Here is a 15,196-nt window from a genome sequence, read left to right as displayed (position 1 = left end):
GGGACCGGCCATGATCAACAACCCCGCAGGACCAACGCTGCTCGGCTTTGACGTTTACCTTGTCGGTTCGATCCTGATCGGGATCGCCGCAGCTGCCGTCATGCTTGCAGTCTACGCTGCCGTTACCGTCCGCGACCCCATGGCCAAGCGGGTCAAGGTCCTGAACGAACGGCGCGAGCAGCTCAAGGCCGGCATCGTCACTGCCAATGCCCGCAAGCGCCAGAGCATTGTCCGCCGCAACCAGACCACCGACCAGATCCGTGGCTTCCTCGAATCGCTCAAGGTTCTGCAGGACAGCCAGCTGGCGGTGATCCAGCAGAAGCTGGCGCAGGCCGGCATCCGCAAGAAGGAATGGGCTGTCGCGGTCATTCTTGGACGTCTGGTCGGCCCGATCACGCTGGGTCTTCTGGGCGCGGTTCTCTTCTATTGGACCAACACCTTCGGGGATTGGGGTCCCATGAAGCGGATGGGCGCCTTCATGTTCATGCTCATCGCAGGGTACAAGGGACCCGACGTCTTCATCCAGAACATGGTTTCCAAGCGGACCCACGCGATCCGCAAGGGCCTGCCCGATGCGCTCGACCTGCTGGTCATCTGCGCCGAGGCCGGCCTGACCGTCGACGCTGCCTTCAGCCGCGTCGCACGCGAGCTGGGCCGTGCCTATCCGGAACTCGGGGACGAATTCTCCCTCACCGCCATCGAGCTGTCGTTCCTTACCGATCGCCGACAGGCGTTCGAGAACCTCGCCTATCGTGTCGATCTGGAGTCCGTCAAAGGCGTGGTGACCACGATGATCCAGACCGAGCGTTATGGTACGCCCCTTGCCTCGGCGCTGCGCGTGCTCTCTGCCGAATTCCGCAACGAGCGCATGATGCGTGCCGAGGAAAAGGCGGCAAGGCTGCCCGCGATCATGACCATCCCGCTGATCCTGTTCATCCTGCCTGTGCTGTTTGTCGTGATCCTCGGCCCTGCTGCCTGCTCGATCAGCGACACCCTGATCAACAAGAAGCCAGGAAGCTGATCGGACCAGCCATGGCATGAAGAAGGCCCCGCCGGACAACCCGGCGGGGCTTTTCATTTCTCAGCATAATTCTGTCAGGCGCGGGTGACGGTCTGGTCGATTGCGCCGAAAATGCTTTTGCCCTTCGCATCGCGCACTTCGATGCGCACCGTATCGCCCCACTTCAGGAACGGTGTCGAAGGCTGGCCAGTGGTAATCGTTTCGACCATGCGCTGTTCGGCAATGCAGGCGTACCCCTTGCCGCCTTGCGAAACAGGGCGGCCGGGCGAGCCATCGGGATCGCGATTGGACACCGTGCCTGAGCCTATGATCGTCCCTGCCCCCAGGCTGCGGGTCTTTGCAAGGTGCGCGATCAGCACGCCAAAATCGAAAGTGCATTCCTCGCCTGCCTCAACCCGCCCGAATGGCTGGCCATTGAGATCGACTGCCAGGGTCCTTGACAGCTTGCCGCTGTTCCATGCCTCGCCAAGGCTGGCGGGCGTCACGAACGCTGGCGAAAAGTGGCTGGCAGGTTTCGACTGAACAAAGCCGAACCCCTTGGCGAGTTCGCCCGGAATAAGATTGCGCAAGGATACGTCGTTCACCAGGCCGACGAGACGAATGTGCTTGAGAGCTTCGTCCGGGGCAACGCCCTGGGGAACGTCACCGGTCACGACGACGATCTCGGCCTCGAAGTCGCAACCCCATGCTTCGTCCGCCAGGACAAGCGGTTCGCGGCCACCACGCAGATCGTCGCTTCCACCCTGATACATCAGAGGATCGGTCCAGAAGCTTTCCGGCAGTTCCGCCCCCCGTGCCTTGCGGACGAGTTCGACGTGGTTGACGTAGGCGCTGCCATCGGCCCACTGGTAGGCGCGGGGCAACGGGGCGCACGCTTCGCGCTCGTGGAACCGCTTGCGCGGAATGGCTTCGTGCGCAAGCTCGATGGATAGCGCTTCGACCAAGGGAAAGTAGCGGTCCCAGTCATCCAGCAGGGCCTGCATCGTCGGTACGATGTGATCGGCGTCGGCATACCAGGCAAGGTCGTTCGACACGACGATCAGCCGACCGTCGCGTCCCTGCGGCAGCGATGCGAGCTTCACTTCTCGTCGCCTTCGAGCGTGCGGGCAGCTTTCAGCAGCTTCTCGAGGATGGCGCGCAGCTTTTCCTGTTCACGCGGCGATATGGCCGAGAAAATCTTCTGGTACATCTCGAACGCCTGCGGCCAGATCCTGCCGTGCAGCTCGCATCCCGACGTCGTCAGTTCCAGATGATGAGAGCGCCCGTCCTGCTCGTTCGGGCTGCGCTGGACCAGTCCCCGCTCCTCTAGCACCTTGCACGCGCGATTGACGGCGACTTTGTCCATCAACGTGGCTCGGACCAGATCGCGTTGGGTCAAGGCCCCAGCGTCACCCAATACGGCCATGATCCGCCATTCGGGAATCTTCAGGCCGAATTCGCTGCGATACTCGCCCGCGATAAGGCCACTCACCGCATTCGAGGTGATGGCCATACGGTAGGGCATGAAGTCGGTGAGGCGCGTTTGTGTTCCGGGCATGATTTCGTATCACATGAAACCAGCCTGATGCGCAAGAGCGAAATATTATGACACCAAGCGGCGGCGTGCGCGTTAGATCAATGCGCACAGAGACGCTAGACGACATTTTCTTTATGCCGCCATGCCTCCAGCTTTAGCGCGCAGAGCAGCACCAAGGGTGCAGCATGGTTTCATGCTGCACCCGTTCGACAATGCAATTCCGTTCAGTGTGCGAGGATACCGGCCATGATGAAATCGACCGTGTGCTCGCGGTAGCTGTCGCGCAGTTCCTCGGTCAGAGTGTCCTGATCGAAGCAGTGCTTCAGCACCAGACGTGCCGAGAAGAAGCGATCGGCCGCACCGGTAACGGTGAAGTAGAACAGTTGCGGGTTGATCGGCCGGAACACGCCAGCCTTCACGCCATCGCCGATGAACCGGTTGTAGGCGCGATGCAGCGGCAGGAGATACTGGTCAGCGATTCGCTTCGCTTCAGCTTCGTCGCTGTCGCGAACCAGCCGCATCAGCAAGCGATTGAGGTACGGGTAATCGAAGTAGGTATCGATGCACTTGGAGATGTGCAGCCTCAGCTTTGCCTCCGGGCTCATGTCGTCCTTGGCAAGCAACGCGTCGACCGACTTGACGATGTTTTCCATGTCGCGGTCGAGCAAGGCCTTGAGCATGCCCGCCTTGTTGCCGAAGTAGTACTTCACCAACGCAGAGTTCAGCCCGGACCGAAGGCTCAGTTCCGAGAGGGAGATATCGACCACGTCCCCCTCGCGCATGATGGTCGACGCGGTCTGCAGAAGCTGCTCGCGTGCGCCCGGCGTTTCCAGGCTTTCCCCCTTTGACACTTCCGTATTCATTCCCAACCCGGCTCATTCCAAAACGGATAAAACGCAGGCATATCCGAAGAAACGCGTCCGGGGTAGCGGGGAGCGCGTTTTTCAAGGAAACTCGCGATGCCTTCAGCGGCATCGGCACCCCGCGAAAGGGTATAGATTGCCCTGCTATCGACCCGGTGCGCCTCCATCGGGTGCGACAATGAGGGGTTGTGCCACAGCATGGCGCGGGTCATCGCGACCGAGACCGCACTGGTGTTGTCGGCAATCTCGCGTGCGAGCGCGATTGCGGCCGGCATCAGGTCCTCGGGTTCATGCAGCGAGCGGACAAGGCCGCCACGCAGGGCTTCCTCGGCATCGAAAACACGGCCGGTCATGCACCATTCCAGCGCCTGAGGCAGGCCGACGATGCGCGGCAGGAACCAGCTCGAGGCCGCTTCGGGGACGATGCCGCGACGGGCAAAGACAAGGCCAAAGCGCGCCTTGGTCGACGCGAGGCGGATGTCCATCGGCAATTGCATGGTGACGCCGACGCCCACCGCCGCGCCGTTGATCGCGCCGATCACCGGCTTTTTGGACTGATAAATGCGCAAGGTGATCATGCCGCCGCCGTCTCGCACGCGGGGATCGGACAGGTCTTCCACCGTATCGCCGCTGGAGAAAACGTGCTTGCCGTCACTGGGTGTGAGATCAGCCCCGGCACAGAACGCACGGTCCCCTGCCCCGGTGACGATGACCGCGCGGACGCTGTCATCGGCATCGGTGCGATCGAACGCGTCGATCATCTCGTTCATCATCGTGCCGGTATAGGCGTTCATCTTTTCCGGGCGGTGCAGCGTGATTGTTGCGATGCCATCGGCGATGTCGAGCTTGATCTGCGTGTAGTCGGCCACGAAACTCTCCCGAGACGATGGAGGCGGGGTTCGTGCCCCGCCCCTCACCTTCAATTCAAATCAGCGCGGTGCCATGCGAATGGCGCCATCAAGGCGAACGTCCTCGCCGTTGAAGTAGCCGGTTTCGATCATGCACATGGCGAGGTTGGCATACTCTTCCGGCATGCCGAGGCGCTTGGGGAACGGCACGGATGCGGCGAGTGCGTCCTTCACGTTCTGCGGCGCCCCCTGCAGCAGCGGGGTGTTGAAGATGCCCGGCAGGATCGTGTTGACGCGGATGCCCTCGCTCATCAGGTCGCGTGCGATCGGCAGGGTCATGCCGACAACGCCGCCCTTTGAGGCCGAGTATGCAGCCTGGCCCATCTGGCCGTCTTCGGCAGCGACCGAGGCGGTGTTGACGATCGCGCCACGCTCACCGAACTCGTCGCAGGGATCGAGCGTCATCATGCCGGCCGCCGACTTGGCGATGCAGCGGAAGGTGCCGACGAGGTTGATCTGGATGATCCAGTTGAACGCATCCATCGGGAAGTGCTTGATTTCGCCGGTTTCCTTCGATCGGCTGGCAGTCTTGATCGCGTTGCCGGTCCCGGCGCAGTTGACGAGGATGCGCTCCTGGCCATGCGCAGCGCGAGCCTTGGCGAAGCCGGCATCGACGCTCTCGTCGCTGGTCACGTTCACTTCGCAGAACACGCCGCCGATCTCGGCAGCCATGGCTTCGCCCTTTTCCTTCTGCAGATCGAAGATGGCGACCTTGACGCCCTTGGCAGCAAGGGCACGAGCGGTGGCAGCGCCGAGGCCGGAAGCGCCGCCGGTAACCACGGCAGCAACGGTATTGTCGAGCTTCATTGCGAGTTATCCTCTCTAAAGGGCTGAAAAATCAAAGAGCTTCGATGATGGTGACGTTGGCAACGCCGCCACCTTCGCACATCGTCTGCAGGCCATACTTCCCGCCACGCGCGCGCAAGGCATGAACCAACGTGGCCATGAGCTTCGTGCCCGACGCGCCGAGCGGGTGACCGAGCGCAATCGCGCCGCCGTTGACGTTGAGCTTTTCGGGGTCCGCGCCGGTGTGCTTGAGCCAGGCCATCGGCACTGATGCGAAGGCCTCGTTTACCTCGTACAGGTCAATGTCCGAGATCTTCATGCCGGCCCGCTGCAACGCTCGGTCAGTAGCGAAGAGCGGTTCCTCGAGCATGATCACCGGATCGCCTGCTGTCACCGTCAAATTGTGGATGCGCGCCAACGGCGTAAGGCCATGCGCCTTCAGGGCGGCTTCGGAGACGACCAGCACGGCGCTCGATCCGTCGCAGATCTGGCTGGAGCTGGCAGCGGTGAGCGATCCTTCGGGGCTGAGCAGCTTGACCCCGGCAATGCCTTCGAGCGTCGCATCGAAGCGGATGCCTTCGTCCACGGTGTGCATCGCGGGGCCTTCGGGAGTCTCGATTTCAACCGGCACGATCTCGCCCGCAAAAGCCTGGGCATTCGTTGCGGCGATGGCCTTCTGGTGGCTGTTCAGCGAGAAGCGGTCGAGGTCGTCCTTGGTGAAGCCGTGCTTCTTGACGATCATTTCCGCGCCCATGAACTGCGAGAACATGATGCCCGGATACTTCTCGTCCAGACCGGGCGACTTGTAGTGGCCGAGGCCCTCCTTCATGTGGAACGTGGCGTTCGAGCCCATCGGCACGCGGCTCATGCTTTCCACGCCCGAGGCGATGACCACGTCCTGCACGCCCGACATCACCGCCTGCGCGGCGAACTGGATCGCCTGCTGCGATGAGCCGCACTGGCGGTCGATGGTCACCGCAGGCGTCGATTGCGGCAAGAGCTTCGATGCGAGCACCGCGTTACGGCCGACCTGCATTGCCTGCTGCCCGGCCTGGGTGACGCAGCCCATGATCACATCGTCAACCGCAGTCGGATCGATGCCAGTGCGAGCGATGATGGCATCGAGGCTGCGCGCGGCGAGATCGACCGGGTGAACGCCCGCAAGCCGTCCACCACGGCGTCCTCCGGCCGTGCGCACTGCGTCGACGATATAGGCTGTAGCCATGTGTTCCGACTCCTCTCGATACTTCTTTAATCGAACGATTAAGGGGCGATATGGCGCTGGTCAAGCGGGCTTGTGCGGTTCGGCAGCGCGCCCCATAGACCGGGGCGTGAGCAAGGAATCCGACCTGATCGCGGCGATGCGCGCGCTGGCCCTGCACCCCGCGGCGCGCGGGCTGGCCGACGACTGCGCTGTGCTGCCATTCGGGGGCGAGACGCTGGTGCTGACTCACGACATGATGGTCGAGGGCGTGCACTGGCTGCCGGGGCAGGACATGGCCGACGTCGCGTGGAAACTGTTGGCGACCAACTTGTCCGACCTTGCGGCAAAGGGAGCGGAACCGGTCGGCGTCTTGCTGGGCTTCACGCTGGGCGAGGAGGATACGCGCTTCGTTGCCGGGCTTGGCGAGGCGTTGCAGGCATTCGGCGTGCCCCTGCTCGGTGGCGACACCGTCAGCGGCACAGGGCCGCGCAGCCTGGGACTGACAGCGCTGGGACGCGCGACCTTTTCACCCGTGCCTTCGCGCAGCGGGGCGAAGGCGGGCGATACCCTCTGGCTGACCGGGCCGGTTGGTGCGGCGATGCTGGGGTTCGAGGCACTGCGGGACGGGACCGGCCGTGACAGCATCGCCTTCCGAAGGCCCTTGCCGCGCCTTGCCGAAGGCCGGGCACTTGCTCCGCTGGCAACCGCAATGATGGACGTTTCCGACGGCCTGCTGATCGACGCCGCGCGCATGGCGCAGGCCAGCGGCGTGACCTTTGCCCTTGCTGGCGACGCAGTGCCCTTCCCTGTCGCCCTGCCCGACGTTCGCCGGGACGAAGCTATGCGCTGGGGCGATGACTACGAACTGCTGTTCACGCTGCCCGCCGGAATTTCCCCACCTGTCGCCGCCCATCGCATAGGGGTCGCGCAGGCGCTAACGTCATCACCTGTTATCGTCGATGGTGCAGTGCCGCATGGCAATCTGGGTTATATGCACGATTAAAAACCCTTTGACCAAGGTCATGGAAGGGCTTGCGGGTCAGAAATAAAACGATAGCTTCTCGCCCACCCGCAACGACGGGGACGGGCCATTCGTGGCACCGGACATAAAGGGGGATGCCAACGTGAACCTAGTCGTATTATCGATAATACTCGGGTTGCTTGCCGTCGTTTATGGCTTCGTGACCAGCCGCCAGGTGCTCGGCGCACCAGCGGGCAACGCCAAGATGCAGGAAATCGCCGCCGCCATCCAGGAAGGCGCGCAGGCCTATCTCAAGCGCCAGTACACCACCATTGCGATCGTCGGCGTGGTCGTCGCCGTCATCATCGCAGCTACCCTCGGAGCGATCTCCGCCACGGGCTTCGTGATCGGCGCAGTGCTTTCGGGCGTCGCGGGCTTCATCGGGATGAACATCTCGGTGCGCTCAAACGTGCGCACGGCAGCCGCTGCACAGAACGGCCTGCAGGCCGGGCTGACCCTTGCCTTCCGCGCTGGCGCCATCACTGGCATGCTGGTGGCGGGCCTCGCCTTGCTCGCGATCGCAGTGTTCTACCACTACCTCACCGACATCGCCGGTTACACCGTGGGTGGCGATGACCGCACGGTGGTCGATGGCCTCGTCGCCCTCGCGTTCGGTGCCTCGCTGATCTCGATCTTCGCGCGCCTTGGCGGCGGCATCTTCACCAAGGCCGCAGACGTCGGCGCCGACCTCGTCGGCAAGGTGGAAGCAGGCATCCCCGAAGACGATCCGCGCAACCCGGCCGTGATCGCCGACAACGTGGGCGACAACGTCGGCGACTGCGCCGGCATGGCCGCCGACCTGTTCGAGACCTATGTCGTGACCGTGGGCGCAACCATGGTGCTGACCGCGCTGCTGCTCAAGGGCCTCGGCGACGCGCTCGGCGCGATGATGGCCCTGCCGCTGCTGATCGGCGGCGTGTGCATCGTCACCTCGATCATCGGCACCTATTTCGTCAAGCTCGGCTCCTCCAACAACATCATGGGCGCGATGTACAAGGGCTTCCTTGTCACCGCCGTCCTGTCCGTCGGTGCGATCTGGTGGGCGATTTCCTATGCCCTCGGGGACATGGAAACGCCGATGAGCTACACCATCCTCGACAATACGGTGACGTTCACCGGCCGCGTGCTGTTCTACTGCTCGCTGCTCGGCCTGGTCATCACCGGCCTGATCATCTGGATCACCGAGTACTACACCGGCACCAACTACCGCCCGGTGCGCTCGATCGCCAAGTCGTCGGAAACCGGCCACGGCACCAACGTCATCCAGGGTCTGGCCATCAGCCTTGAATCGACTGCGATGCCCACGGTCGTGATCTGCGCCGGCATCATCATTGCCTACCAGCTCGCCGGGCTGATCGGCATTGCCTATGCGGCAACCGCGATGCTGGCGCTGGCTGGCATGGTCGTGGCATTGGACGCTTATGGCCCTGTCACCGACAACGCCGGTGGCATCGCCGAAATGGCCGGCCTAGACGATTCGGTCCGTGACAAGACCGACGCACTGGACGCGGTGGGCAACACCACCAAGGCCGTGACCAAGGGCTATGCCATCGGATCGGCCGGCCTTGCCGCGCTCGTCCTGTTCGCCGCCTACACCACCGACCTGCGCGAGTTCTTCCCGAACCTCGCGGTCAGCTTCAGCCTCGAAAACCCCTATGTCATCGTCGGGCTGCTGCTCGGCGCGCTCTTGCCGTACCTGTTCGGCGCAATGGGCATGACCGCAGTGGGCCGCGCGGCGGGCGACGTGGTGATCGATGTGCGTGACCAGTTCCGCGAAAATCCGGGCATCATGGCGGGTACCTCGAAGCCCGATTATGCGCGCACCGTGGACCTCGTCACCAAGGCCGCGATCAAGGAAATGATCGTGCCCTCGCTGCTCCCGGTGCTGGCACCGATCGCGGTCTACTTCGTGATCGCAGCTGTGGCCGGTCAGGCCAACGGCTTTGCCGCGCTTGGCGCCCTGCTTCTCGGCGTGATCGTCGGCGGTCTGTTCGTCGCTATCTCGATGACCTCGGGCGGCGGCGCATGGGACAACGCCAAGAAGTACATCGAGGACGGCAACCACGGCGGCAAGGGCTCCGAAGCCCACAAGGCCGCTGTCACGGGTGATACCGTGGGCGATCCCTACAAGGACACCGCTGGCCCCGCCGTGAACCCGATGATCAAGATCACCAACATCGTTGCGCTGCTGCTGCTCGCGGCACTTGCCAGCAACGCTGTGGGATAAGCAACCAACGCCCAAGTTGGGGAGAGGACACCCCGTCCGGAGCAATCCGGGCGGGGTGTTTCTTTGCTGGCTTGTTAACCGAGTTTTCGCGCATTCCCCCTAAGGCCGGGAGCGGAGACCCGGAACCTTGAACGTCGCGACATTCACCACGGCAAGTCTGCCCATGCCGCTTACACAACCGGGCGCGGCGGTCGCGTCGGTGCGGGCGTGGCGCGAGTGGACCGAGGCAGGACGGCGCGCGCAGTGGCAGGCCTTGGCCGACAGTGCCTCGACACCCAATCCGTTCCTCGAACCGTGGTATCTGATCCCCTCCTTGGAGGCATTCGACACCGACGGAAACAGGCGGCTGCTTACAGTTGAGCTCCGTGGCGAACTGGTCGGATTGATGCCGCTTGGCAAACCGCGCCGCTATGGCCGCTGGCCGCTTCCGCACCTCACGACATGGCTTCATCCCAACGCTTTTCTGGGCGCGCCCCTGGTGCGGGCAGGGTGCGAGGCTCTGTTCTGGCAGGCACTGCTGCAATGGGCCGACAAGCAGGCGGCGAGCGAACAGGCGCTGTTTCTTCACCTTGCCGCCATGCCACTGGAGCAACCGCTTACCGAAGCTCTGTTCGATCTTGCCGAGGCACAGGGCCGAAAGGCCTCGCTGGTCATGCGCGAGCAACGCGCGCTGCTGCATTCCCCCCTCAACCCGGAACTCTATCTGGAGCGGGCGCTGACAGGGAAGAAGCGCAAGGAGCTGCGTCGCCAGCATGCTCGGCTCGCCGAACAAGGCGAGCTGGACGTGCAGCGCCATCAGGACGGCGTCGAACTGGACAGCTGGATTGCCGCCTTTCTGGAGCTTGAGAAGCGCGGCTGGAAGGGCGCCAGCAACAGCGCCATGGCCTGCGCGCGGGAGACCGAGACCTTGTTCCGCAAGGCTCTCGAAGGCGCGGCAGCCATCGGCAGGCTCGAACGCCTCGCCCTTACGCTCGACGGCCACCCCATCGCCATGCTAGCGAACTTCCTGACGCCGCCGGGCAGCTTTTCCTACAAGACTGCCTTCGACGAGAACTTTTCGCGCTACTCTCCGGGCGTCTTGTTGCAACGAGAGAACCTCGCGCTCCTCTCGCAACCGGACATCACCTGGTGCGACAGTTGCGCCGCGCCCGATCATCCGATGATCGACAGCCTGTGGACCGAACGCCGCCCGATTGGCCGGATTTCGGTAGCAATCGGCGGTGGCGTCCGGCGCAAGCTCTTCGAAACTCTCCTGTCGCTCGAACTGGGGCGCAATCCTGTCGGACTTGGCCGATGAACGAACAGACTGCCTTTGCAGATGGATCTGCGCCTCTCGATGCGTTTGACGAGACGTCCCGCGCCGCTTTCGCCGCGTCCTACCCCGAAGTGCCGCACAAGCTGGTCCACCGGCTGGGCATGCACCCGCTGATGCAGCTCGATTCCCTGGCGATCCTGGGCGAGGCCCTGCCGGAACGCTCGGTCGAATACAATCGCGCGGCTTTGCCATTGGGCCTCAACGGTGAAAAGGCGCCTGCCAACGGCATCGGCATCGGCGAGACGATCCGCAACATTGCATCTACCGGCAGCTGGGCTGCCCTCAAGAACATCGAGCAGAACCCAGCCTATGCGGAACTGCTGGACAGTCTGCTCGACGAACTGCGCCCGGTGATCGAGCAGCGCACCGGCGCAATGCTCAAGCCGCAAGGCTTCATCTTCGTCACCAGCCCGGGCGGCGTGACACCCTATCACTTCGACCCCGAGCACAACATTCTTCTGCAAGTCATGGGATCGAAGGTCATGACGATGTTTCCCGCAGGCGATGCCCGCTTCGCCCCGGACGAAACCCACGAAACCTATCACACCGGCGGCGGGCGCGAACTTTTCTGGCGCGACGAGCTGCTCGGCAGCGGCAAGGACTGGCCGCTGTCCCCGGGCGAAGCGCTCTACGTGCCGGTCATGTCGCCCCATTTTGTCCGCAACGGCCCACAGCCGTCGGTATCCCTGTCGATCACGTGGCGATCCGAATGGAGCTTTGCCGAAGCAGACGCGCGCGCCTTCAACGGGTTGCTGCGCAAGTTTGGCATGAAGCCGCGCCCACCCGGGCGCTGGCCGCACGGCAACCGCGCGAAGGCGCTGTGCTGGCGGCTCTACGCCAAGGCGCGTGGCCTGCGCTGAATTGATCCCGTTGACGTAAACGGCAGCCACGTCCATCGCGCTGGCATGACCGACTCTGACAAACCGACTCCGCAGGAACTGGTCGAAAGGCTGCTCGACCTTCTCGACGTGAAGGACCACGGCGGCGACCGCTTCGAGGGCCGTCGCAAGATCGGCGGCGTCGGCCGCGTGTTCGGCGGCCAGGTGATCGGGCAGGCCTTGGCGAGTGCAGAACGCACCGTCCCTGCCGACCGGCCCGTCCATTCGCTCCACGCCTATTTTCTGCGTGGGGGGAACGAGGATCACGAGATCGACTTCAAGGTCGAGCGCGATCTGGATGGGGGCAGCTTTTCCAATCGCCGCGTCGTGGCCAGCCAGCTAGGCAAGCCGATTCTCAACATGGCCGCTTCGTTCCACAGGCGCGAAGACGGGCGGCACCATGCAGAACCGATGCCCCAGGTTGTCGGGCCGGACGACCTTGCCAGCGAAAGCGAGTTGCGCCTGCGCTATGCCGCGAAGATGCCCGAGAGGCAGCGCCAGCAAATGCTGCAACCACGGCCGATAGAGCTACGCCCGATCGAGGCCCGGCACTGGATGAACAATGGCCCGCAGGAGCCGCGTGCCCATACCTGGTTCCGCTCGGTCGGAGCGCTGCCCGACGATCCCCGCATCCACCGTGCGGTCCTGGCCTATGCCAGCGACATGACCTTGCTTGGTACTTCCACTCTTCCGCACGACATCAGCTGGTCAAAAGGCAACCTGATGGGGGCAAGCCTGGATCATGCGATCTGGTTCCACGACGATTTCCGCGCGGACGAATGGCTGCTCTATGCCTGCGACAGCCCTTGGGCGGGCCGCGCGCGCGGTTTCAATCGCGGGCGGATCTACACGCAGGACGGTCGGCTGGTGGCCAGCGTGGCGCAGGAAGGCCTGATCCGACCGATCGAACCAAAAAAGTCTTCCGACTGATCAAGGCTTCGAACAGACGGCCCCGGCGATGCGGGGCTTGTCGATCATCGCGAAGACCACCCGGCCAAGCGACGTCACGCCCGGTTGGCCGGCAAGCTCCCTCGCCACCTTCTCGAAACGGTGGCAATTGGCAGCATCGGTCGCGCCGCCGCCATAGCGGTTGCCCAGTTGCGTGGAATAGCTTTCGTACGCACGCTTCTGCGGCGCGAAGAATGCACGCATGCGCCGGTCCGCCGCCGCAAAGATCGGGCGATGCGTGCCCATCATGGCTTCCATGACCGGGCCGATGTCGGTCCCGATCGCCTTGCAGCGCAGGGTGACCGCCATCATCATCGTCTCGAATTCGTGCACGCGCGCGGCGGTGATCGTCTCTCGATCAAGGCACGTTTCTGCGTGAGCTGGATTCGCTGCCAGCAGCACGCACGCCATCACCAGTTCCACTGCGCGCCTCATTTTGTTGCCGTCGCGATCTGGCAAGTCGTGACCGGCAAGGCCATGATCTGGTCAAACTGGCGAACCACCGCCGCCTGCCGCGCATAAGTGCCGGCGGCAACTTGCTGCTGATAGGAACTGGCCTCGGCAGCCAGCGCGTTCATCGGTGAGGGATCGCGGGAGAGCTGGTAGCTGTCATAGGCCTGCTGCAGCTTCTGCATATGGGCAATTGCCGCATCGTTGTTGGCACGAGCGAGATCAAGATACGGCTTGTAGCGAGTCTCGTAGAAGGCATTGCGTTGTTCGGCCGAGCAGAAAGAGGTCGGCAATGGCAGGTCGGCAATGTCGGCCAGAACCGGCCGCTGGGGCAGCGCAAAACCATTAGCAGCCAAGACCCGGTCCGTGCCGCTACCAACTTCCTGCGAACGTGCGAGTTCAAGCAGGAGATTGGCATCGCTGGTCGCGTCAGAGGCTTCCGCAACGGCGGCCTTTGGCGCTGCAACCACTGCCGGCTTTGGTTCCGCAAGTAGCGGCGGCGACGGCGGCGCGGCGGCAGGTGGCGGCGAAATTACTGTCGCAACGGCCGGCGCCATGGCCGCAGTGGCAGCAGCCGGCGCAACAACGGGAGCGGGCGTTGGCGCGACTGGTGCAGGCAGGGACAAAGCCTTGCGCAAGGTGGCCAGTTTCGCTCGCGCCAATCCGGCAAATGTGCCGGCAGGGTACTGCTGCAGATAGGCATCATAGACCGCCGGATCGTCGCTCCCGGCAACCGATTGCCAGAAAGCCAGCTCAAACGGCGAGCCGACGCCATTGGCGGATTGGGCATGCACAGGCGAGGACAGGCCCAGAAGCAGACCTGCTGCCAGCGGAAGTGCTGCCATGCGCATTGTCAGCCCCACCATACCATTAGCCCCCCGGCTCAATCCAAATTCGATGCAACTTCTGTAGACAACAGACAGCAGCAGCCTGAAACCGCTCCAAACAGAATAGGTTACCGTCGCGTCAATAGTATTTTTGCGTATACCTTGCCCTAATTAAGCAAGTGTGCCGCTCTTTCGCCAAAATCGCGCCAGTTCAGTCCCTGCGCTTTCAGCCAGCCGTCATCGTAATAGGTCTGGGCATAGCGCAGCCCTGAATCACACAGGATCGTTACAATCGATCCCACCTCACCCGCAGCCGCCATTTCTTCGACAAGCTGCAGGCAGGCATGGATATTCGTTCCGGTCGAACCGCCCACCGGTCTGCCAATCCGCGCGGCAATGGCGCGCATCGCCCCGATCGATGCCGCATCGGGCACGGCGATCATGCGATCGATCACCTCCGGCACGAACGACGGTTCGACGCGCGGGCGGCCGATGCCTTCGATCAGGCAGCACGCCCCCGGCGGCGGGGCAGTGACGTTGCGGTCGGCATGGTGGCGGTGGAACACCGAGCCTTCGGGATCGGCAACGCACAGCCGCGTCGGGTAGCGGCCATAGCGGATGAAGCGGCCAAGCGTGGCAGACGTGCCGCCCGTCCCCGCCCCGCAGACAAGCCACGACGGCACCGGATGATCCTCGCGCGCCATCTGCTGGAAGATCGATTGCGCGATGTTGTTGTTGCCGCGCCAGTCGGTCGCGCGCTCGGCGTAAGTGAACTGGTCGAGGAACAGGCCGCCCGCTTCGGCCGCAAGGCGTTCGGCCGCAGGGTACATCTCGCCCGCGCTGTCGACCATGTGCACGTCGCCACCGTGAAAGCGGATCGCCTCGATCTTCGCAGGCGAAGTGCTGCGCGGGATCACCGCGACGAACTTCAGCCCGATCAGCTTGGCGAAATAGGCCTCGGAAACAGCGGTTGATCCGCTGGTGGCATCGATCAGCAAGGTATCTGGCCCGATGCGGTTGTTGCACAGGCCATAGAGGATCAGCGAGCGCGCCAGACGGTGCTTGAGGCTGCCGGTCGGATGGACGCTCTCGTCTTTGAGGTAGAGCGTGATCCCCGGAAACTTGGGCAGTTCCACGCGGATCAGGTGCGTATCGGCAGAGCGGTTGAAGTCCGCCTCGATCCGGCGCACGGCCTCGTCGCTCCATGCCCTGCGCTGGTCTGCCATCACGCT

15 protein-coding genes are annotated in these 15,196 nt (G+C 63.5%); 6 read left to right on the top strand and 9 right to left on the bottom strand.

The window, feature by feature from the left end; genetic code table 11:
* The first annotated feature begins 10 nt into the window (after positions 1-10).
* The gene (locus ACZ1JY_RS15830) at positions 11-1,021 is read left to right on the top strand and encodes a type II secretion system F family protein (RefSeq protein ID WP_039336550.1); all 1,011 of its coding nucleotides are present in this window, start codon (positions 11-13) and stop codon (positions 1,019-1,021) included.
* A 74-nt stretch (positions 1,022-1,095) separates the two neighbouring features.
* Here ACZ1JY_RS15830 and ACZ1JY_RS15825 read toward each other — a convergent pair whose 3' ends face one another.
* From ACZ1JY_RS15825 to ACZ1JY_RS15800, 6 genes are all read right to left on the bottom strand, one after another.
* Positions 1,096-2,103 (bottom strand): fumarylacetoacetate hydrolase family protein, encoded by a 1,008-nt coding sequence (locus ACZ1JY_RS15825; protein WP_465129927.1) that lies wholly within the window; start codon positions 2,101-2,103, stop codon positions 1,096-1,098.
* The gene (locus tag ACZ1JY_RS15820) at positions 2,100-2,558 is read right to left on the bottom strand and encodes a MarR family winged helix-turn-helix transcriptional regulator (RefSeq protein WP_118072140.1); all 459 of its coding nucleotides are present in this window, start codon (positions 2,556-2,558) and stop codon (positions 2,100-2,102) included. The genes ACZ1JY_RS15825 and ACZ1JY_RS15820 overlap by 4 nt, the downstream gene beginning before the upstream one ends.
* Before the next feature lie 203 nt (positions 2,559-2,761).
* Entirely contained in the window at positions 2,762-3,400 is a 639-nt protein-coding gene (locus ACZ1JY_RS15815) for a TetR family transcriptional regulator (protein ID WP_118072141.1), read from the bottom strand.
* Entirely contained in the window at positions 3,397-4,269 is an 873-nt protein-coding gene (locus tag ACZ1JY_RS15810) for a crotonase/enoyl-CoA hydratase family protein (protein WP_118072142.1), read from the bottom strand. Before ACZ1JY_RS15810 ends, ACZ1JY_RS15815 begins: the two co-directional genes overlap by 4 nt.
* 60 nt (positions 4,270-4,329) lie before the next feature.
* The gene (locus tag ACZ1JY_RS15805; RefSeq protein WP_118072143.1) at positions 4,330-5,115 is read right to left on the bottom strand and encodes an SDR family NAD(P)-dependent oxidoreductase; all 786 of its coding nucleotides are present in this window, start codon (positions 5,113-5,115) and stop codon (positions 4,330-4,332) included.
* A 31-nt stretch (positions 5,116-5,146) separates the two neighbouring features.
* The gene (locus ACZ1JY_RS15800; RefSeq protein ID WP_118072144.1) at positions 5,147-6,319 is read right to left on the bottom strand and encodes an acetyl-CoA C-acetyltransferase; all 1,173 of its coding nucleotides are present in this window, start codon (positions 6,317-6,319) and stop codon (positions 5,147-5,149) included.
* Positions 6,320-6,425: 106 nt separating this feature from the next.
* Here ACZ1JY_RS15800 and thiL point away from each other — a divergent pair, with 106 nt between their 5' ends.
* The 5 genes from thiL to ACZ1JY_RS15775 all read left to right on the top strand — a co-directional run bounded on the left by thiL (position 6,426) and on the right by ACZ1JY_RS15775 (position 12,669).
* The gene (gene thiL, locus ACZ1JY_RS15795; RefSeq protein ID WP_346766650.1) at positions 6,426-7,301 is read left to right on the top strand and encodes a thiamine-phosphate kinase; all 876 of its coding nucleotides are present in this window, start codon (positions 6,426-6,428) and stop codon (positions 7,299-7,301) included.
* Between the two features lie 121 nt (positions 7,302-7,422).
* Positions 7,423-9,546 carry a sodium-translocating pyrophosphatase gene (locus ACZ1JY_RS15790; protein ID WP_465129926.1) on the top strand — a complete coding sequence of 708 codons (2,124 nt, stop codon included), beginning with the start codon at positions 7,423-7,425 and terminating at the stop codon, positions 9,544-9,546.
* Between the two features lie 163 nt (positions 9,547-9,709).
* Positions 9,710-10,843 carry a GNAT family N-acetyltransferase gene (locus ACZ1JY_RS15785; protein ID WP_465129925.1) on the top strand — a complete coding sequence of 378 codons (1,134 nt, stop codon included), beginning with the start codon at positions 9,710-9,712 and terminating at the stop codon, positions 10,841-10,843.
* Entirely contained in the window at positions 10,840-11,721 is an 882-nt protein-coding gene (locus ACZ1JY_RS15780) for a transcriptional regulator (RefSeq protein WP_465129924.1), read from the top strand. The genes ACZ1JY_RS15785 and ACZ1JY_RS15780 overlap by 4 nt, the downstream gene beginning before the upstream one ends.
* 45 nt (positions 11,722-11,766) lie before the next feature.
* The gene (locus ACZ1JY_RS15775; RefSeq protein ID WP_465129923.1) at positions 11,767-12,669 is read left to right on the top strand and encodes an acyl-CoA thioesterase; all 903 of its coding nucleotides are present in this window, start codon (positions 11,767-11,769) and stop codon (positions 12,667-12,669) included.
* On the opposite strand, the gene ACZ1JY_RS15770 is transcribed toward ACZ1JY_RS15775, so the two are convergent.
* The 3 genes from ACZ1JY_RS15770 to ACZ1JY_RS15760 all read right to left on the bottom strand — a co-directional run bounded on the left by ACZ1JY_RS15770 (position 12,670) and on the right by ACZ1JY_RS15760 (position 15,190).
* Positions 12,670-13,122 (bottom strand): hypothetical protein, encoded by a 453-nt coding sequence (locus tag ACZ1JY_RS15770; RefSeq protein WP_118072148.1) that lies wholly within the window; start codon positions 13,120-13,122, stop codon positions 12,670-12,672. It abuts the gene before it with no gap.
* Positions 13,119-13,988, bottom strand: coding sequence for a hypothetical protein (locus ACZ1JY_RS15765; protein WP_465129922.1), 870 nt, complete (start codon positions 13,986-13,988; stop codon positions 13,119-13,121). Before ACZ1JY_RS15765 ends, ACZ1JY_RS15770 begins: the two co-directional genes overlap by 4 nt.
* 143 nt (positions 13,989-14,131) lie before the next feature.
* The gene (locus ACZ1JY_RS15760) at positions 14,132-15,190 is read right to left on the bottom strand and encodes a PLP-dependent cysteine synthase family protein (protein ID WP_465129921.1); all 1,059 of its coding nucleotides are present in this window, start codon (positions 15,188-15,190) and stop codon (positions 14,132-14,134) included.
* Between the last annotated feature and the right edge of the window lie 6 nt (positions 15,191-15,196).

The sequence above is a fragment of the Novosphingobium sp. BL-A-41-Hi4B-X5A genome (assembly GCF_055521705.1).
This window is presented reverse-complemented; position numbering and strand designations above follow the sequence as displayed.

What these genes read in the sequence shown, in the direction of transcription:
- ACZ1JY_RS15805 (WP_118072143.1), bottom strand. Translation starts at nt 5,115, where the DNA reads ATGAAGCTCGACAATACCGTTGCTGCCGTGGTTACCGGCGGCGCTTCC.
- ACZ1JY_RS15820 (WP_118072140.1), bottom strand. Translation starts at nt 2,558, where the DNA reads ATGCCCGGAACACAAACGCGCCTCACCGACTTCATGCCCTACCGTATG.
- ACZ1JY_RS15780 (WP_465129924.1), top strand. Translation starts at nt 10,840, where the DNA reads ATGAACGAACAGACTGCCTTTGCAGATGGATCTGCGCCTCTCGATGCG.
- ACZ1JY_RS15770 (WP_118072148.1), bottom strand. Translation starts at nt 13,122, where the DNA reads ATGAGGCGCGCAGTGGAACTGGTGATGGCGTGCGTGCTGCTGGCAGCG.
- ACZ1JY_RS15785 (WP_465129925.1), top strand. Translation starts at nt 9,710, where the DNA reads ATGCCGCTTACACAACCGGGCGCGGCGGTCGCGTCGGTGCGGGCGTGG.
- ACZ1JY_RS15760 (WP_465129921.1), bottom strand. Translation starts at nt 15,190, where the DNA reads ATGGCAGACCAGCGCAGGGCATGGAGCGACGAGGCCGTGCGCCGGATC.
- ACZ1JY_RS15800 (WP_118072144.1), bottom strand. Translation starts at nt 6,319, where the DNA reads ATGGCTACAGCCTATATCGTCGACGCAGTGCGCACGGCCGGAGGACGC.
- ACZ1JY_RS15815 (WP_118072141.1), bottom strand. Translation starts at nt 3,400, where the DNA reads ATGAATACGGAAGTGTCAAAGGGGGAAAGCCTGGAAACGCCGGGCGCA.
- ACZ1JY_RS15830 (WP_039336550.1), top strand. Translation starts at nt 11, where the DNA reads ATGATCAACAACCCCGCAGGACCAACGCTGCTCGGCTTTGACGTTTAC.
- ACZ1JY_RS15775 (WP_465129923.1), top strand. Translation starts at nt 11,767, where the DNA reads ATGACCGACTCTGACAAACCGACTCCGCAGGAACTGGTCGAAAGGCTG.
- ACZ1JY_RS15765 (WP_465129922.1), bottom strand. Translation starts at nt 13,988, where the DNA reads ATGCGCATGGCAGCACTTCCGCTGGCAGCAGGTCTGCTTCTGGGCCTG.